The 18,457-nt window shown below is 42.0% G+C and carries 23 protein-coding genes; all 23 read left to right on the top strand.

Going from position 1 to position 18,457, the window contains the following annotated elements; all coding sequences use genetic code 11:
* The first annotated feature begins 132 nt into the window (after positions 1 to 132).
* The 23 genes from TEPIRE1_RS12135 (at position 133) to TEPIRE1_RS12030 (ending at position 18,450) form a co-directional block, all read left to right on the top strand.
* On the top strand, positions 133 to 1,365 hold the full coding sequence (locus tag TEPIRE1_RS12135) for a site-specific DNA-methyltransferase (RefSeq protein ID WP_041591602.1): 1,233 nt from the start codon (positions 133 to 135) through the stop codon (positions 1,363 to 1,365).
* Between the two features lie 109 nt (positions 1,366 to 1,474).
* Positions 1,475 to 1,774 carry a DUF6329 domain-containing protein gene (locus TEPIRE1_RS12130; RefSeq protein ID WP_013779449.1) on the top strand — a complete coding sequence of 100 codons (300 nt, stop codon included), beginning with the start codon at positions 1,475 to 1,477 and terminating at the stop codon, positions 1,772 to 1,774.
* A gap of 86 nt (positions 1,775 to 1,860) precedes the next feature.
* Positions 1,861 to 2,622 (top strand): hypothetical protein, encoded by a 762-nt coding sequence (locus tag TEPIRE1_RS12125; RefSeq protein ID WP_013779448.1) that lies wholly within the window; start codon positions 1,861 to 1,863, stop codon positions 2,620 to 2,622.
* On the top strand, positions 2,615 to 2,803 hold the full coding sequence (locus tag TEPIRE1_RS12120) for a hypothetical protein (RefSeq protein WP_015295921.1): 189 nt from the start codon (positions 2,615 to 2,617) through the stop codon (positions 2,801 to 2,803). The genes TEPIRE1_RS12125 and TEPIRE1_RS12120 overlap by 8 nt, the downstream gene beginning before the upstream one ends.
* A 217-nt stretch (positions 2,804 to 3,020) precedes the next feature.
* Entirely contained in the window at positions 3,021 to 3,314 is a 294-nt protein-coding gene (locus tag TEPIRE1_RS12115) for a hypothetical protein (RefSeq protein WP_013779447.1), read from the top strand.
* Between the two features lie 39 nt (positions 3,315 to 3,353).
* Entirely contained in the window at positions 3,354 to 3,827 is a 474-nt protein-coding gene (locus TEPIRE1_RS12110; protein WP_013779446.1) for a phage terminase small subunit P27 family, read from the top strand.
* A complete protein-coding gene (locus TEPIRE1_RS12105) occupies positions 3,827 to 5,392 on the top strand; it encodes a terminase large subunit (RefSeq protein WP_013779445.1) in 1,566 nt (521 codons plus the stop codon). Before TEPIRE1_RS12110 ends, TEPIRE1_RS12105 begins: the two co-directional genes overlap by 1 nt.
* A gap of 11 nt (positions 5,393 to 5,403) precedes the next feature.
* Positions 5,404 to 6,660 (top strand): phage portal protein, encoded by a 1,257-nt coding sequence (locus TEPIRE1_RS12100; protein ID WP_013779444.1) that lies wholly within the window; start codon positions 5,404 to 5,406, stop codon positions 6,658 to 6,660.
* Complete coding sequence (locus tag TEPIRE1_RS12095) at positions 6,650 to 7,339, top strand: head maturation protease, ClpP-related (RefSeq protein ID WP_013779443.1); 690 nt, start codon at positions 6,650 to 6,652, stop codon at positions 7,337 to 7,339. Before TEPIRE1_RS12100 ends, TEPIRE1_RS12095 begins: the two co-directional genes overlap by 11 nt.
* A 35-nt stretch (positions 7,340 to 7,374) precedes the next feature.
* The gene (locus tag TEPIRE1_RS12090; RefSeq protein WP_013779442.1) at positions 7,375 to 8,556 is read left to right on the top strand and encodes a phage major capsid protein; all 1,182 of its coding nucleotides are present in this window, start codon (positions 7,375 to 7,377) and stop codon (positions 8,554 to 8,556) included.
* Positions 8,557 to 8,599: 43 nt separating this feature from the next.
* Positions 8,600 to 8,887, top strand: coding sequence for a head-tail connector protein (locus tag TEPIRE1_RS12085; protein ID WP_013779441.1), 288 nt, complete (start codon positions 8,600 to 8,602; stop codon positions 8,885 to 8,887).
* Positions 8,884 to 9,210 carry a phage head closure protein gene (locus tag TEPIRE1_RS12080; RefSeq protein ID WP_013779440.1) on the top strand — a complete coding sequence of 109 codons (327 nt, stop codon included), beginning with the start codon at positions 8,884 to 8,886 and terminating at the stop codon, positions 9,208 to 9,210. Before TEPIRE1_RS12085 ends, TEPIRE1_RS12080 begins: the two co-directional genes overlap by 4 nt.
* Positions 9,203 to 9,574, top strand: coding sequence for an HK97-gp10 family putative phage morphogenesis protein (locus TEPIRE1_RS12075; protein ID WP_013779439.1), 372 nt, complete (start codon positions 9,203 to 9,205; stop codon positions 9,572 to 9,574). The genes TEPIRE1_RS12080 and TEPIRE1_RS12075 overlap by 8 nt, the downstream gene beginning before the upstream one ends.
* The gene (locus tag TEPIRE1_RS12070) at positions 9,571 to 9,897 is read left to right on the top strand and encodes a hypothetical protein (RefSeq protein ID WP_013779438.1); all 327 of its coding nucleotides are present in this window, start codon (positions 9,571 to 9,573) and stop codon (positions 9,895 to 9,897) included. The genes TEPIRE1_RS12075 and TEPIRE1_RS12070 overlap by 4 nt, the downstream gene beginning before the upstream one ends.
* Position 9,898: 1 nt before the next feature.
* Positions 9,899 to 10,471 (top strand): major tail protein, encoded by a 573-nt coding sequence (locus TEPIRE1_RS12065; RefSeq protein WP_013779437.1) that lies wholly within the window; start codon positions 9,899 to 9,901, stop codon positions 10,469 to 10,471.
* A gap of 17 nt (positions 10,472 to 10,488) precedes the next feature.
* Entirely contained in the window at positions 10,489 to 10,788 is a 300-nt protein-coding gene (gene gpG / locus TEPIRE1_RS12060) for a phage tail assembly chaperone G (protein WP_013779436.1), read from the top strand.
* Between the two features lie 11 nt (positions 10,789 to 10,799).
* Complete coding sequence (locus TEPIRE1_RS13850; RefSeq protein WP_013779435.1) at positions 10,800 to 10,955, top strand: hypothetical protein; 156 nt, start codon at positions 10,800 to 10,802, stop codon at positions 10,953 to 10,955.
* 47 nt (positions 10,956 to 11,002) lie between these two features.
* Positions 11,003 to 12,019, top strand: a complete 1,017-nt coding sequence (locus TEPIRE1_RS12055; RefSeq protein ID WP_013779434.1) for a phage tail tape measure protein — start codon at positions 11,003 to 11,005, stop codon at positions 12,017 to 12,019.
* A gap of 78 nt (positions 12,020 to 12,097) precedes the next feature.
* Complete coding sequence (locus TEPIRE1_RS12050; RefSeq protein WP_013779433.1) at positions 12,098 to 13,057, top strand: DUF2726 domain-containing protein; 960 nt, start codon at positions 12,098 to 12,100, stop codon at positions 13,055 to 13,057.
* Between the two features lie 180 nt (positions 13,058 to 13,237).
* On the top strand, positions 13,238 to 15,550 hold the full coding sequence (locus TEPIRE1_RS12045) for a phage tail tape measure protein (RefSeq protein ID WP_013779432.1): 2,313 nt from the start codon (positions 13,238 to 13,240) through the stop codon (positions 15,548 to 15,550).
* A 10-nt stretch (positions 15,551 to 15,560) separates the two neighbouring features.
* Positions 15,561 to 16,412, top strand: coding sequence for a phage tail family protein (locus TEPIRE1_RS12040; protein WP_013779431.1), 852 nt, complete (start codon positions 15,561 to 15,563; stop codon positions 16,410 to 16,412).
* A gap of 14 nt (positions 16,413 to 16,426) precedes the next feature.
* Positions 16,427 to 17,374 (top strand): hypothetical protein, encoded by a 948-nt coding sequence (locus TEPIRE1_RS12035; RefSeq protein WP_013779430.1) that lies wholly within the window; start codon positions 16,427 to 16,429, stop codon positions 17,372 to 17,374.
* Positions 17,374 to 18,450 (top strand): YncE family protein, encoded by a 1,077-nt coding sequence (locus tag TEPIRE1_RS12030; RefSeq protein WP_013779429.1) that lies wholly within the window; start codon positions 17,374 to 17,376, stop codon positions 18,448 to 18,450. Before TEPIRE1_RS12035 ends, TEPIRE1_RS12030 begins: the two co-directional genes overlap by 1 nt.
* Positions 18,451 to 18,457 lie beyond the last annotated feature (7 nt).

Raw genomic sequence — 18,457 nt, 5'->3', positions numbered from 1 at the left:
ATGCTCAACAAGAGCGGCGGCGGGGTCTCGCGCAAGAATTCGCAAAATTCAAGGGCGGGGGTATATGCGATAAACCTTGACTTTGCTGTTTCAGAAGACGTTAATAACAAACAGAAAAAGGAGGCACCTATTTTGGATATTCGAAAGATACCGCTGGAAAAGTTAAATCCGGCTAAATACAATCCCAGGAAGGATTTAAAGCCAGGGGATGCGGAATATGAAAAGCTTAAGAAGTCCATGGAGACCTTCGGCTATGTGGAACCCATTGTCTGGAATAAACAGACGGGAAACATTGTAGGAGGGCACCAGAGATTAAAAATATTACAGCATCAAGGTAATACCGAGATAGAGTGTGTAGTGGTGGACCTAGATGAAACCGAAGAAAAAGCCTTAAACGTGGCCCTAAATAAAGTCAGTGGTGAGTGGGACTTACCCAAACTAGCGGATTTAATTGGCGAACTAGATAACGGAATATTTGACATTACCTTAACCGGCTTTGATGCCGCTGAAATAGAGGATTTATTTAGTAAAGTTCATGATAAGGATGTTAAAGAAGACGACTTTGATGTAGATGAAGCTTTGAAAGAACCGGTTATTAGTAAGCCAGGAGACCTGTGGCTGTTGGGTCATCATCGGCTACTTTGTGGTGACAGCACGAAAGCCAAAACCTATGAAAAATTATTGGATGGTAAAAAGGCAAATCTTGCGGTAACAGATCCCCCATATAATGTAAATTTCACCGCTGGCAAGGAAAATGAACGCCTTATTAAAAACGACAACCAGAAAGACGATGAGTTTTATGAATTTCTCTTGGCAGCCTTCAAAAATATCTATCAAGCTCTTGCTGATGGTGGGGCTTTATATGTCTTTCATGCTGACACTGAAGGATTAAATTTTAGAAATGCTGTAAAAGAAGTTGGCTTTCATCTTTCCGGGGTTTGCATTTGGGTTAAGGATTCTTTGGTACTAGGCCGAAGCGATTACCAATGGCAGCATGAGCCTATAATCTACTGTTGGAAACCTACAGGTAGACATAGGTGGTATGCTGACCGTAAGCAAACCACAGTATGGCAGTTTGACAGGCCCAAAAAGTCAAAGGAACACCCGACAATGAAGCCGGTGGCACTTTGTGCATATCCCATACAAAATAGCAGCGCTCCCAACGGCATTGTCCTTGACCCTTTCTCTGGAAGTTTTTCAACAGGAATTGCCTGTGAGCAGCTAGATCGTATCTGCTACGCTATCGAACTGGACGAAAAATATGTAGATGCAGGAGTAAAAAGATACGTTGAATACATGGGCTCAGATGATGAGGTTTTTCTAATAAGAGATGAAAAGAAAATACCATATAAAGCCTGTTTTTAAGCTTAAAAATAAAAACCTAAAGTATACAAGATATTATCCAAATACGACTTGCTATACCGTGTGTTTACGGTAATATACACATACCAAAGACACAGGGGGAGAGGAAAAGATGAAAAAGAAAGCATTTTTTGGCAGAAAGGTTGCAGACTTGGAGGAATTAAAGGCTCTAACGGGGGAAGCTAGCTCCGCCTACCAGGTAACCAAAGAGGTCCTGCTAAGCAGCAAAGAATTTGAGCAATTTGCCAGCGACTTCTTCCAGGACCAGCCTTGGATTAGCCCGGAAGACGGCGGTATTAATGAAAAGAGAGAGGTCCGCTGCATCCGGGTAATAAACAAGGAAACCGGTGAGCGGGTGCTCGTAAACAGCGAAGGCTATAACTACCCAAGATACACAGCCCTAGAAAAATAATCAAGCCCTACGGGGCTTTTTTTACTTGACTTATCTGTGGTTTTAAGTGATGTATAGACATACCAAAAACCACAGGAGGGATAGAAATGACAAGGAAAGAGCTTGTTTACAAGTTAGCCCAGCACTTGGAAATAGAACCTGTTTATTTAGCTGCACCCACTTTTGCCTATCAAGTTGGAGATTACATCGTGGACCGGCACAGTAACATTTTAGATAAACAGGAACAGGTGGTGGAGCTAAAAGATTTGCTAGAAAATCCAGTAAAAAAGGAGGAGCTAGAATTGGAAGATGCGGTTACTCAAGAAACTGCTACAGAAAAAGAACCCATTGCATTGGAAGTGACGATACCAATGGAGGGCTTCCAAGGTAAGGGTTTACGCAACTTGCTGCACATAATTTATAGCTATCAACCCTTAATTAAAAAAGCTCTAGGGCTAAAAGACGATCTTGTCAGTGAAAAGATCATTGCTGCCTTAAAACAGGAGCGGATGACGACCCTGGATCATTTTAAGCAGGCACTTGCTGGGGTAGACAGTCCTTACATTGACTTTGATTTTGAAAAGGAAACCATCACCTTTAAGCTAGGACCAGGCGGCGATGATCCAGAAAAGGCAGAAGCAGCAACCAAGCTATTTGGACTTGCAAACATCAGCGCTAGACGGCTTAAAAGCAACACCGCAGCCAAGGTCAAACATACAGATAACGAAAAATACACCTTTAGAACTTGGCTCCTGCGCCTAGGGATGATTGGCGATGAGTATAAAACAGCCCGGAAGGTGCTTCTACAAAACCTTTCAGGCAACAGCGCTTTTAGAAAACAGGCCAAGGAGGAAGCCGTAAATGGATAAGCCAAAATGCAAACTTATCGGAGAAGACGGCAACATTTTTAACCTGATGGGTATTGCCTGTAGAACTTTAAGACGGGCCGGACTTGATACGGAAGCGAAAGAAATGGTAGATAGAATAACAAAATCCAAAAGCTACGATGAAGCTCTAGTGATAATCATGGAGTATGTTGAAGTGGAGTAATTGGGTGAAGTAAGCCCCACACTTGCCCTGTAAGGGCTTTTTTAAGAGGCTAGGGCTTTCCATAGGGACCTTATATTTTTAACAAAAAGGGCTTTGGAGCGGGCAAAGCATTTGCTCAAAATTACCTAAAGTATACAAGATATTATCCAAATACAACTTGCTATACCGTGTGTTTACGGTAATATACACATACCAAACACACAGGGAGGCTGAAAAGATGAGAAAGATAAGAGACTTGCACATTGATTTTCCGGAGGAGTTAATACCAGACAACGTAGAGGTTTTAATTGACAGACTTGATGATGCCGACAACCGCAAAGTGGGAAGGCTGGCGAGAAAAGAAGAAGACAGGGGAGAATTTAGCTACGGGCTGATTAAAGCGGTTAAGGAAGCCATTCAGCAAAGAAATAGACTGGATAACACAACAACCAGCGCCAAAGACGCCAGGATAGACAGAATCCTATTTACCACAGACTCAGACGGAAGAAGAAAAAGCAGGAAATGGAACTAAAGGCCTTTAAGGCCTTTTTTCAATTGGAGGTGAAAAGCTATGGCGATGCGAGGAAGAAAACCCAAACCAACTGCACTTAAAGTTTTGGAAGGCAACCCCGGCAAACGGCCGCTAAACGATAAAGAACCCCAGCCAGAAAAGAAGGCACCCCGCTGCCCGTCATGGCTGGAGCCGGAAGCAAAGAAAGAATGGAAGCGGATGGCTAAGACTTTAGAAGCGATGGGGGTTTTAACCCAAGTAGACCGGACAGCTTTTGAAGGCTATTGTCAGGCCTATGCTAGGTGGAAAGAAGCCGAGGAATTTTTATCAAAACACGGCACCATCTTTAAAACCCCTTCCGGTTATATCCAGCAGGTGCCCCAGGTATCCATTGCCCAGACATACCTTAAAGTGATGAAGGATTTTTGCTCTGAATTTGGCCTTACACCTGCTGCCCGGACCAGAATTCAGGTAAATACCATTGACACACCAACAGATGATCCTATGGAAGAGCTGTTAAGGGTGAGCAAATAATGCTCTTTGACCATGAAAAAGCAGAGCGGGTAGTAACCTTCATCAATAATTTGAAACACACCAAGGGGGTATGGCGAGGTGTGCCTTTTGATTTACTACCTTGGCAGGATAAAATTGTTCGGGATATATTTGGTACTGTTAAAGAAGATGGCTACCGGCAATATAATACTGCCTATGTAGAAATTCCAAAGAAAAATGGGAAGAGTGAACTAGCTGCTGCCATTGCTCTATACCTTACCTGTGGCGATGGGGAATGGGGTGCAGAAGTTTATGGCTGTGCAGCTGATAGGCAGCAGGCTTCTATAGTATTTGATGTAGCAGTGGATATGGTAGATCAGTGCCCAGCCTTAAAGAAAAGAATAAAACCGGTACTATCCCAAAAGCGATTAGTCTATATGCCGACGGCTAGCTTTTATCAGGTGCTGTCAGCAGAAGCTTATACTAAACACGGCCTTAACGTGCATGGGGTGGTATTTGACGAACTACACGCGCAACCCAATAGACAACTGTATGATGTTATGACCAAAGGTAGTGGTGATGCTAGAAAGCAGCCACTATTTTTTTTAATTACCACTGCCGGAACAGATAGACATTCCATCTGCTATGAAGTCCATCAAAAAGCAGAAGATATTTTAAGAGGAAAAAGGGTTGACCCTACATTTTACCCGGTCATTTATGGGATTGATGACGATGATGACTGGGCGGATGAAAAAGTGTGGCGTAAAGCTAACCCTTCCCTTGATCATACCATTGATATAGAAAAAGTAAGAGCAGCTTTTCAAAATGCCAAACAAAACCCGGCAGAAGAAAACCTCTTTAGACAGCTTAGACTTAACCAATGGGTAAAGCAATCTGTCCGATGGATGCCCATGCATGTGTGGGATGAGTGCTCCTTTAAAGTGGACCCTGAAAAGCTAAAGGGAAGAAAGTGTTATGGCGGTCTTGACCTATCAAGCTCCATTGACATTACCGCCTTTGTTTTAGTCTTTCCGCCAGTGCCAGATGATGATAAGTATTATGTGCTCCCCTACTTTTGGATACCGGAAGAAAACATGAAACTGAGGGTAAGAAGGGATCACGTCCCATATGATATCTGGCAAAGCCAGGGGTATCTTCAAACAACAGAAGGAAATGTGATACACTACGGCTTTATTGAAAAATTCATAGAAGAGCTCTGGCAGGACTATGACATAAGGGAGATCGCCTTTGACAGATGGGGAGCAGTGCAGATGACACAGAACCTAGAAGGTGCAGGCTTTACGGTGGTTCCCTTCGGCCAGGGTTTTAAGGATATGAGTCCACCGACAAAAGAACTGATGAAATTAACTTTGGAAAAAAGAATAGCTCATGGAGGACATCCAGTCCTCTCTTGGATGATGGATAATATCCATATTAGAACAGACCCTGCAGGCAATATCAAACCGGATAAAGAAAAGAGCACGGAAAAAATAGACGGCGCAGTAGCCCTTATTATGGCGCTAGATAGAGCCATAAGAAATGAAGGAAGCAGATTTGATTTAAATGAATTTACTTCAGAAGAAACACTAGATAAACTTTGGGGCTAGGGGGTGATAAAGTGCTTGAGAGAATAAAGAACATCTTTAAACCAAAGGCCCAGGCGGTGCCGGAGGTAGTAGAAATAAACGATAGAAGGCTCTTGGAGCTACTTGGGATTGAGCCCGGGGAGCTAAACTTTAAGGGCAAAAACGCCCTAAAAGAAGCCACCGTCTTTGCCTGTATCCGCATTTTAGCAGATGCTGTAGGGAAATTACCGGTAAAGATTTATCAACATAACGGCACTGTAGACCATTATTTAACCCCGCTTTTAAAGATAAGGGCTAACCCCTGGATGAGCTCCAGGGACTTTTTTAAGGCCCTAGAGGTCCAGAGGCATCTTTATGGAAATTCCTATGCTTGGCTGGAGTTTGAAACTAAAGGCAAGAACGCAGGTAAAATAACAGGGATTTACCCTTTAGATAGCGCCAAAGTGCAAATTTACGTTGATGATATTGGGTTACTGCCAGGTAAAGGCAAACTGTGGTATGTCTACACCGACAGCAAAGGCACCGAATACCGCATTGACCCTGATGAGATGCTGCACTTTAAGGGCTTAACAAGTGATGGCATTGTGGGAATTACTCCCTTAAGCGAGCTTAAAAACACAATAGAAAATGCCGGAGCTGCTAGCCAGTATCTAAACAACAGTTTCAAAACCGGCCTGCAAACTAAAGGTATCATCCACTATGTGGGGGATTTAAGCCCGGAAGCCCAGCGAATATTTAGAGAACGTTTTGAACAGATGGCAAGCGGCCTTAAAAACGCAAACAGGGTATCCCTTCTTCCGCTAGGGTATCAATTTCAGCCCCTTAGCCTTACTATGGCAGATGCCCAGTTTCTAGAAAACACTCAGCTTACAGTAAAGCAAATTGCCGCAGCCTTTGGAGTAAAAAACCATCAGCTAAACGATTTAGATAGGGCAACACACACCAATGTAGAGCACCAGCAGCGGGAATTTTACGTTGATACCTTGATGGATATTTTAACAGGCTACGAGCAGGAACTAACATATAAACTTTTTACCCAAAAAGAACTGGATGATGGGTACTACATCAAGTTTAACGTCAATGCCATACTGAGAGCAGACCCTAAAACAAGGTACGAAGGCTATAGAATTGCCATCCAATCAGGCTTTATGACGGCAAATGAGGTGAGGGCCTTAGAAGAATTAGAGCCTAAAGAAGGAGGAGAAAGACTTTTAGTAAACGGCAACATGATGCCCATTGATATGGCAGGAGAGCAGTATAAAAAAGGTGGTGGTGAAAATGGGGAGTAAAAAGTTTTGGAACTTTAAAAACCAAGATGAAAAAACCGGGGAGCTTACCCTATACGGGGAGATTGCTAGTGCTACTTGGTGGGGAGATGAAATAACTCCTAAAGAGTTTAAAGCTGATTTAGATGGCTTGGGAGATATAGACACATTAAACATCTACATCAATTCTCCCGGAGGGGATGTGTTCGCAGGCCAAGCCATTTACAGTATGCTAAAAAGGCATAAGGCTCATAAAAACGTATATATTGATGGACTTGCAGCAAGTATCGCAAGTGTCGTAGCTATGGCCGGCGATACTATTTTTATGCCCAAAAACGCCATGATGATGATCCATAACCCCTGGACTTTTGGCTTGGGAAATGCAGATGAGTTTAGAAAGCTTGCAGAAGACCTAGATAAAATCCGGGAGGGCTTAATTGCTGCCTATGAAGAAAGGTCTGCCTTAACAAGGGATGAGATTATAAAGATTATGGATGATGAGACTTGGCTTACGGCAGACGAGTGTTTTGAATACGGGTTTTGCGATGTGGTGGGAAAGGAAAAACAGATGGCGGCATGTATTGATAAGACGCTATTAACGAAATACAGAAACACACCTAAAGAATTGTTATCAAGACTAAAACCTGATGAAAAAAAGCAGGAGTTATTAAAACAAAAAATATTACTAGAACTTGAGCTGTAAGGGCTCATTTTTATTTTGAAAGGAAGGCGATCACTTTGAGTAAAAAACTACGTGAACTACTGCAGGCATTGGAAACTGAGAAGGCAAAAGTGCGAGGGTTACTTAAAGAAGACAAAGTCCTTGATGCAGAAAAAGCCATGGAAAAGGTGCGCTCCCTGCAAAAGGAAGTGGCCCTACAGCAGGAACTGGAGGCACTAGAAGACCAGACCCTTGATGATGCAACTCCCATCGACCATACCCGCAACCGCACCGATGCCGAGCTTGAAGCAGAATATAAGCGAGTGTTTTTAAAGGGTTTAAGGAGGCAGAGGATTACTGCCGATGACCACAGCATTATTAATGAATACCGGGCAGCAATGCATGAAGGTGGAGTAACTGGAGATTCAGATGGAGACACAGGGATAATTGTTCCCCAAGATATTCAAACCAGAATAAATGAGTTAATGAGGACCTTAAACGATTTATCCAAGTATATCCGGGTAGAAACCGTTAATACCCTATCAGGCTCTAGGGTGCTGGAAAAGGATGAGGACATGGTGCCCTTTGCTGTAGTGGATGAGTATGGGGAGATCCAGGAAATCGATAATCCAAAGTTTACACCAGTTACTTACAAGCTCATTAAACGAGCTGGCTTTTTACCATTAACCAACGAGCTTTTAAAGGATACTGACCAAAATATCTTAAGCTATGTCACAAACTGGATTGCTAAAAAGCATGTGGTAACTAAAAACAGCTTAATTATTGCCATCTTAAACAGCCTTAATAAGAAGGGTTTAACAGATATCAAAGCTATCAAGAAAGTTTTAAATGTGGACTTAGACCCTGCAATTAGCCTATCCAGCACCATCATCACAAACCAGGACGGCTTTCAGTGGCTGGATGAGCAGGAGGATGCCAACAACAGACCACTCTTGCAAGATGATATTACTCAGCCGGGCAAGAAACTCTTTAAGGGAAGACCCATTGTAGTGGTGGCCAATAGAACCCTACCTTCCACCGGAACTACTACTGTTAAGGCTCCTTTCATTGTAGGAAACTTTAAGGAGCTAATGGTGCTATTTAGTAGGGGCGTTTATGAACTTGCTTCCACTAACATCGGCGGCGATGCTTGGAGAAGGGACAGCACAGAGCTTAGGACCATCACAAGAGATGACTGTGTAAAGTGGGATAGTGAAGCAGCGGTATATGGTCAGCTTACAATTTCTTCAGGTGCGTAAGGGGCGGTCTTTCCGCTCCTTTCCCTTTAAGGGGTGAGTGAATTTGATTATTACACTGGAAGAGGCAAAGATGTATCTCAAGGTAGATCATACTGAAGAAGATGATTTAATAGAATCCTTAATCGATGCCGCTGAGACTTATCTTAAAAACGCTACCGGTAGGACTTTTGATGGCTCAAACTATATTGCCAGGCTGTTTTGCTTAACCCTAGTAACTGACTGGTATGAAAACCGAGGGCTTATGGTTGGTAAAGTAGGAGAAGGGGCAAGACCGGTCATTGAAAGCCTATTAGCCCAGCTAAACTACTGCTTTCCGGAGGTGGAAAAATGAACCCAGGGGAGCTAAATAAAAGAATAACCCTGCAAAGGCCAATTATCACCATAAATGAAAGGGGCTTTGAGGAGGAAACTTGGGAGGATGTAAAAACGGTCTGGGCAAAAGTCACTAATCTTCATGGTGGGGAGTATTTTGCCGCTGCTGCTGTTCAGGCAGAAAACACGGTGAAGTTTACTATAAGGTATTTACCAGGCATCCATACCACCATGCGAATTCTTTTCCGGGGAAAACAATACAACATCACCGCAATCGATAACATCAAATACCAGAACCGCTATTTGGAGATTAAAGCATTGGAGGTGGTAGGTAGTGGCTAATTTAGAACTTGAGGGAATAGAAAACCTAATAACTGAAGTAGAAAAGTTGGGACAGCAAGGAGCAAGGATTGAGAATAAAGCCCTGCGGGAAGCGGGAGAAGCGATGAAAGAAGCCATTAAACAAGAGGCTCCCCGGAAAACCGGCACTCTAAAAAAGAGCATTGAAGTTTCTAGAGTTAAAACCAAAGATGGAGCAAAGTATGTAGAAGTAGGTCCTGGTAAGGAAGGCTGGTATGGAAAATTTTTAGAATTCGGTACAGTCAAAATGAAGGCTAAACCTTTCATGGCCCCAGGTTATGAGAAATCTAAAGAAAGGGCAATGGATGAAATTGAAAAGAATTTAAAAGAAGGCTTAGGCTTATGAGCATAAATCAAGAAGTGATAACAGCCTTAAAGGATATTGGAGTGCCGGTCTCTTTCCAAACCTACACTGGAGCGGCCGATACCTATATCACCTTTTTCACCTATCTAGATAAACCTGAGCAACATGCCGATGATGAGGAAACCATTACCGGTCACTATGTTCAAATTGATGTTTGGAGTAAGAAAGATTATACCGACCTGGTTAAAGCTGTGCATGAAAAAATGCTGGCAGCGGGTTTTATAAAACAAAGCTTTTATGACCTGTATGAGGATGACGTGAAGATCTATCACAAAGCAATGCGATTTTTTAAGGAGGTGCTGTAAAATGGCACAGGTAGGACTTAACGATTTACATTTTGCTATTTTAAGCGAAGACACTAAGGAAACATTAACTTACGAGGTTCCAGAGCCAATGGTGGGGGCTATCAATGCTACCATTAACCCGGCAGTCAACACCCAGGAGCTTTATGCCGATGACCAGCTGTGGGAGTCTGTATCAGCTTTAGGGAAAATCGATGTAGAAATAGAGACAGCGGATTTACCTCTTGACATAAGAGCAAAGATACTAGGCAACGAACTAAAAGAAGGGGTGCTGATTGAAAAAGCTACCGATGTCCCGCCCCATGTTGCCCTTGGCTTTAAGAGCTTAAAGTCTAACGGCAAGTACCGCTATATATGGCTCTTAAAAGGAGTAGCCCAGCCCATAGCTGAAGACTTCTCCACTAAAAAAGATAATGTGGAGCATAAAACTCCTAAGGTGAAATTTACCTTTATGGCAAGAGTCCATGATGGCCAGTGGAAACATACTGCGGATGAAGACAGTGAGGATTTCACTGGAGCCGCTACTTGGTTTGATAAAGTACCTGGTAGCACCGTGGCATCCAACCCGGAGCTATAGAAAGGAGGACCTAAGCCTTGGAGATTGTATTAAAAATTAATGGCAAAGACAAGACTTACACCGCTGGCTTTATCAGCGCCAGGATGGTAAGAAGGACCATCGAAGTATCCAAAGAGGTAAACTTTGATAACATCTTGCCTGAGGAGCTGGATAAGCTGATGGATTATATCGTGGAGCTCTTTGGAAATCAGTTTACCAGAGATGAGCTTTATGACGGCCTGGCCTCTAAAGACTTAATCCCCACCATCACCAAGTGTATTAATGAGGTGGTAGGCGAGGTAAGTAGCGTCACAGCAGGTGAGGGAAAAAACGAGTAGAGGGGGATGCCATGGACCCCCAAGACTTTATTGACCAGCTTTATTTAGCACTTCTTGATAAAGGCTGGACCTTAAATGATATCGATTCCATGGACATTATTTATTACTTGAAACTATTGAACAAAAAACTAGGAAACGAGAAAGTGTATATTGATGAAATCTTATAGCACCTTGCAATCAGGTGCTTTTTTCATACCCAAAAGGTGGTGAGAAATTGGCTAAAGAAATCGGGCAGCTAAATGTAAAAATCGGTCTAGACTCCACTGGTTTTCAAAACGGCATCAGTAGCTTGAACCGAGAGATGAGAAAGGTGCAGTCCGAGTTTAAGCTGGCAAGTGCCGAGATGGGTAAACATGGTAAAGAATTAGACAGCTTAAAACTTAAATCTGATAGCCTAACCAAACAGACAGAGTTGCAGCGGCAAAAGGTAAAGGCATTAGAAGAAGCCCATCAAAAGTCTGTAGAGACTAAGGGAGCCGACGCTAAAGCTACCCAGGATTTAGAGATAAAACTAAATAAGGCAAAGACACAGCTTGCCTATATGGAGCAGGATTTAAAGAAAGTAAATCAGGAAATAGAGCTTCAGTCCTCTACATGGTATAAGCTTTCCAAGAGCTTAGAGCCTCTAGGACAGTCCCTGCAGAACGCAGGCAAAAAGATGGAGGATGTAGGCAAGAACCTATCTATGAAAGTGACAGCACCTCTTGCAGCTCTTGGGGGCGTAGCAGTAAAGGTAGGCTCTGATTTTGAAGCGGGGATGAGTGAGGTTGCCGCTATCAGCGGAGCTACTGGCGAGGACCTTAAAAAGCTAGAAGAAAAAGCCAAAGAGATGGGAGCTACCACCAAGTTTAGTGCAAGTGAGTCTGCCGAAGCCTTAAAGTATATGTCTATGGCTGGCTGGGATACAACCCAGATGCTAGACGGTTTAGAAGGAGTTATGATGCTTGCAGCAGCAAGCGGTGAGGATTTAGGTCTAGTGTCTGACATCGTGACAGATGCTTTAACAGCTTTTGGCATGGAGGCAAAACAAGCCGGAGAGTTTGCAGATTTACTTGCCAGCGCAAGTTCTAACAGTAACACAAATGTTGCCATGCTGGGGGAGTCATTTAAATATGTGGCTCCCCTCTTTGGTGCATTGGGTTATTCGGCAGAAGACGCAGCACTTGCACTAGGGCTAATGGCAAATGCGGGTAGAAATACATGCTCGGTTGCAGGGAAACTTGCAGCATAAAATACCGCTCTAATTCGGTGGAAATCTAAGTTGAATATTCAAAATGCTGGGTTTGCTTAGTTCGGGGGTGAGCTAGCAATGAAAAGATTAAACCATACTGAATTTATAGAAAGAATAGAAAGACAACATGGGAAGGAAATAAAGGTATTAGGGGAATATAAAAATAAAAGAACCAAGGTTTTGGTACAACACAGCTGCGGGCATGTTTGGGAAGCTAATCCTGAACCGTTATGGAACGGGCATGGTTGTCCCAAATGTGCTAATAACCTTCGCAAGGATACCCCACAATTTAAAAAAGAAGTTTACGATGTTGCTGGGGATGAATACGAAGTTTTAGGCGAATATGTTAACACGCATACACCTATATTATTTAGGCATAACGTGTGTGGGGCAGAATTTGAAATGTCGCCAAATGCCTTTTTGCATCAAGGTCAAAGGTGTCCAAGCGAAAGGTATATCAGGAGTGCAGAATCAAATAGGCTACCATTAGAAGAAGTAAAGGCACACATTAAAGATCTAGTAGGTGATGAGTACGCTATCATTGGAGGTTATCAAGGCTCAGCTAAAGAAACTACTTTTATTCATCATAAGTGTGGAAGAAGTTTCCGGATGTTGCCCACAAGATTTATCAATCAAGGTGTCAGATGCCCACATTGCTATTTAGATCAAAACAGGTCAAACGGTGAGTATGTTGTTGTAGATTACCTGAAACAAAAAGGTGTCTTTTATCAAGAGCAATATAAAATGGATGGCTGTAGGAATGTGAGGCCTTTACGATTTGATTTTGCAGTTTTTGATACTAAACATAACTTGCAGCTTTTGATAGAGTACGATGGCTCCCAACATTTTACCCCTAAATTCCCTAACGGAGCTAAAAACTTCGAAAGAATCCAAATAAACGATCGCATTAAAAATCACTATTGTAGGGAAAATGACATTCCCCTGCTAAGAATAAAACACACTAGAAGTAGTAACTCCGATACTTTTAGGAGAAAGGTTATAGATAAGCTAGACCAAGCATTTTCAAATATTCAATAAGACAATACCGAGCCAAGCCTAAGAGGAAACTCTAGGAAGGTGTAACGACTAGGCAAAGTAGGCTAAGTATTAAAGACGCTATTTAAATAGGGTCTTTTTTATATGCCCAAATGCCCACGAATGGGCGGAACCCTAACACATGATGGTGAGGGTTAAGATATAGTCTGAACTGGGGATGAATTGACATCCCGTCATGCGGGGAAACTCCCAGAAGTAAGGATAAAGAGCCTTACGATAACACAATTGATTAAATCGAGCCAGGCCGGTACCTCTTTAAAAACCGCCATTGCAAACCTTGCAAATCCCACTGACAAGATGAAAACAGCTATGAATGAACTAGGCATCTCCATCACAGATGCCAATGGAGAAATGCTGCCGTTTAAAGATGTGCTGGATGAATTAAGGTCTAAATTTGCAGGACTTTCTGAAGAACAGCAAGCCCAGTACGCTGCCACCATCTTTGGAAAAGAAGCCATGGCAGGGATGCTGGCCATCATTAACGCCAGTGATGAAGATTATGCCAAGTTGACGGAAGCTACCAGGAACTATACCGGTACTGCCAAAGAGATGGCGGATGTAATGATAGATAACCTGCAGGGAAGTATCGTTATACTCAAATCAGGCTTAGAGGGTTTGGCTATTCAAATCTTTGATATTTTAGTCCCTCATCTAAATAAGTTGGTGGAAAAGCTGCAGCAATTAGTAGACTGGCTTGCCAACTTAAGCCCTGCTACTCAAGAAACTATCGTGAAAATTGGTATGCTTGCAGCTGCCATTGGTCCACTACTTTTAATTTTCGGCAAGCTGGTGGGTGGTATCGGCTCTGTCATAGGGGTTTTATCATCAGTATCAGGTGCCATAGCAGTTGCTACTACCGGAGCGGCAGCTGCTACCCCGGCAATAGGAGCTTTAGCCACTGCCTTTACTGTTCTTACAGGACCTGTGGGGATAGCGGTTGCAGCTATAGGAGGGGTGACGGCAGCAGGTGTTGCGCTATATAGACACTTAAGTCAAGAGAGCATCCCTGAAATTAAGCTTTTTGGCAATGAGACGTCTAAAGCCACACAAGAGGCTGTAACTGGATTTTTACAGCTCAATGATGAAGCAACCCTTGCATTAAATCAGCTTTCCTGGAGCGGTCAGAAAGTGACCAAAGACATGGCGCAGAAAATAGCCGGTAACTTTTCTCAAATGGCAAGTGATGTTCAAGCAGGTCTTGATAAACACCATCAAGAGTCTTTATCTAAGATGCAGGGCTTTGTTACTAGCAGCACTGCTTTATCCAAAAAAGAACAAGAAGAGATTTTAAACAATATGCAGCAGGGCTATGAAAGCAGGAAACAAACCATAGTTGAAGGGGAAGCTCGGATTAAAGAAATACTTGATACTGCATCTGGTGAAAAAAGAGCATTAACCAAAGCCGAGCAGGAAGAAATAAACGCTATCCAAAGGACCATGGTGGAAACCGGTATCAAAGTCTTATCCGAAAACGAAATAGAAGCCAAAGCCATCATGGAGCGCATGAGAGCTCAGGCTGGTGAAATCACTGCTTTGCAGGCTGCTGAAGTTGTAAAAAACAGCATTGAGCAAAAGGATAAAACTATCAAAGCTGCCGAAGAACAGTACAACGAAGTGGTAAAAGAAATCATCCGGCAAAGAGATGAAGCAGGGATCATCTCCAAAGACCAGGCAGATAGATTGATTAAGGAAGCTGCCCGGCAAAAAGATGAGTCCATAGCCAGAGCAGAGGAAATGCACCAACGGGTGGTAGAAGAGGCCAAGATGCAGGCAAAGGAACATGTAAATCAGGTGGACTGGGAGACAGGAGAAATAAAGAGCAAGTGGCAAGTAATGAAGGATGATATAACAACTAAGGCAAAGGAGATAAAAGAAGATGTAATAAAGAAATGGGAAGATATAAAGATAGCTACTTCAGAGAAATGGGAAAACATAAAGACATCCCTTGCAAATAACTGGCAGTCTATGAAAGAAGATACCCTACTGAAGGTTAAGGAAATAAAGGAAGATGTTACTCGAAGGTGGGAAGAACTGCAGATTTCTACAAGGGATAAATGGGCTAGCATCAAATCCTCGGTAGCGGACAGTATTGATGGCATTAAATCTAAAATATCGGAAGGCATAGAAAAGATTAAGGAATGGAACGCCACTACCGTAAAAGAAAAAGTGTTCAGCATTGTAGAGAAAATCACAAGAGTTATTAGAACTGTAACTTCCGGTGGCAGTGCTGCATCAAACTTTAGTGGAACAAGCTTTTTTCCCGGTGGGCTTACTATGGTAGGAGAACTTGGACCAGAGCTTGTAAAGCTTCCAAGGGGAAGTAAGATATATAACGACCATGAAACCAAAGAGATTTTAGGGGGTAATAAAGGGATAACTCAAAACATCACCATTAATAGTCCTACTCCCCTTACCCCGGCAGAAACAGCTCGGCAGATAAAGAACGCATCAAGACAGCTAGCTCTTGAATGGTAGGAGGTGTGCCATGCAGGAAATTATCATAACTAACCAAAACGGAGAAAGCATTACTTTGGGCAATCGGGCTCCCTTTTTCCTAGAGACCATAGACGGCGTTGGGGAAGTAGGGGTAGCTATTGAAAGCCAAAAGGCACCCAAACAAGACGGCTCAACATATATCGATAGCACCCTGGGAAATAGAGCCATTACTATCAAAGGCATGATTATAGCTAAAGGCGACCCCGATGCTGTTTTGCAAGCTCGCAGGCTGATGCAAAGGGTTATAAATCCAAAATTGGATGAAGTAAATATTGTCTATCGCCAAGGAAACTTGGTAAAGGAAATCAAGGCTATAGCTGAAAGCACACCCGTATTTCCAGCAGCAAAGGGCAATCAAGGTCTATATTACCAGAAGTTTTTATTATACCTTCTTTGCCATCAGCCCTTCTGGCTTGACACCTTCTACGAAAGTCGCAAGATGTCATATTTAATGGGCGGAATTCAGTTTAGGCTTAGGCTGCCAACAGCCTTTTCTTACCGGGGCTTTAAGAGGACGGCATTAAACGAGGGGGATGTAGCTGCACCTGTAGAAATTGAATTTACTGGACCTGCTATCAACCCTACGGTATCAAATCTTACCACTGGCGAGTTTATAACCGTCAACCGAAAGCTGGAGGAAGAAGATATCTTATATATCTCCACTGCCTTTGGGGAAAAGCATGTAAAAATTAACGGAGAGAACGCTTTTCACTATATAGAACTAGACAGCACCTTCTGGCAGCTAATACCAGGGGAAAACCTCTTAAGCTATACCAGTAACAAAGACAGCATAAAGACAAAGGTACTGGTTAAATGGAAAAACCGTTATGTAGGCTTATAGGAAGGAGGGACATTGTGGAAAGGTTTAGATTTTTTGACTCCATCGATGGTGAAGATGAGCGCTACTATACCGCTGATGAGTTTGCCGAATATTTTAGGCAGTTTATCAGAAACGGGATATTTAACGGAGGAGAAAACCTGCAAGTAGGAACTGATGAAAGGGACATGAAGATATTTATTAAGCCCGGCTATGCCTGGATTGAAGGGTATCTTTATAAAATTGAAAAAGAGCCTTTAGTATTAGAACACAGCATGGCAGACCCAGAACTTAATAGAATTGACAGAGTTGTAATTCGCCTGGACAAGACTTTAGAAAACCGCTATGTAAAGGCCTTTATTCTAAAAGGCGCTCCAGCAGAAACACCACAGGTACCGGAGCTGACAAGAGATGAAAATATCTATGAAATATCCCTTGCCCAAGTAGAAGTTATCGCAGGAAAGAGCTTTATCGAAGCACATCAAATAACTGATGAAAGACTGGACAATGAAGTATGTGGACTTGTCACACACCTTTTTGAACAGGTAAACACCACAGAGATATTCAACAGGTTTCAATCTTGGCTTGATTCTAAAACATCAGAGCCAGATGGCGATTTTTACCGAGAGTGGAAAGATTGGTTTGATGAAGTGCAGGACACTACAAATCTTGTTACAAAAACCCAGTTTGATGAGCACTTGTCGGCATGGGATGCATTTAAAGAAGAAATAAAAAAGAAGTTAGATAATTACTCTTTGTATGCTTTTGATAAAGACATAAATGGCATATTTACAGTAGTTGAGTATAGAAGAAAAGATGATACTTTATATATGAAATCGACTGTAAGCGATGCCGATGAAGAAGGTAATTACCAAATTAATACGTGGGAGTTTTTTGACACTGATGGAATTACATTATTAGATACTGTAATATGGAATATTTCCTATGATAAAGACGGGGACATAGTCAGCAAGGTGGTGAGTTGATGAATATAGATAGCGTATTAAAAGCACATGGAATCGGGTTAAAAAAGATAAAAGATTTTGAAGTAGTAACAGCAGTTGACAATTTAACCTTTCCAGTTATAGCAAAAAGAAGTGTTAGTGGCCCAGCTCCTCGGGTTGTTCCCGAGCATAATGAAGGAAAATATATATTCTATTGCGTATCTTCCAGCATTTATGTATATGATATGAAAACTCTGGACCTTGTTCAAACGATTTCTTCGCCATTTCCAAGCGCTCATAAATTTAATTATGCTTTTGTTCTTGATGGATTGGTGTTTATTAGTGGATTAGATAGGAACTTAAATGATTCTTACAACACAGTTCACATTTATGATGAAAGTACATGGACTAAAGTTGCTACATTATCCCCGGCTATTGTCGATTTTTTAGATTATGATGCTAGCTATATTTACTGTTTAACACAAAACCCTGCCGAGACAACCAGTATTTTTACTAAAATAAACAGAAGCACCTACTCAGTCACAAGAAAATCTTTTACAAACTGGTCATCACCACACTATACAAGAATGTATCCTACAAATTGTTGTCTTGTAATAGATTTTTACAATAGTTCAAATAGGGCTATCATAGACTCAAAAGGAAATATAGTTACATCATCAGTAGACTCCTTTCTATCCACGAATACGACCTTCCCCGTAAATGGTAGAACTCCTAATATAATCTACGGGTTTAATTATAGTTATAAAAATGGCTGGTATATGGCAAATGTTGGCTATTTTGATATAGAAACTTTTGCTTTGATTAAGTCTGAATATATAATGGATGACTACAATTTACATTATACGTATGGCTATGGTTTTACGCATAACAAGAATAAAACCTTAACTTTACAATGTTCAACTGAATTTAGGTCGCATCCAATAGATAAGAATGGGTTTTTTATATATGGGACTGAATCTTATAAAAACTTTAGACAGACTGGAAACTTAAGTCCCCTGTACTCTTTTGAAGATAATAAAGGCGTAGTTATTGTGGGCATTAATCCAGATGGAAACCAAATTCAATGTATGAAAACCTATATTACGGTATCAGAATAACAGGAGG

Origin of the sequence: Tepidanaerobacter acetatoxydans Re1 (genome assembly GCF_000328765.2) — a bacterium.
GTDB lineage: Bacteria > Bacillota > Thermosediminibacteria > Thermosediminibacterales > Tepidanaerobacteraceae > Tepidanaerobacter > Tepidanaerobacter acetatoxydans.
The sequence above is the reverse complement of the archived record's forward strand: the minus strand, read 5'-3'. Positions and strand labels throughout refer to the sequence as shown.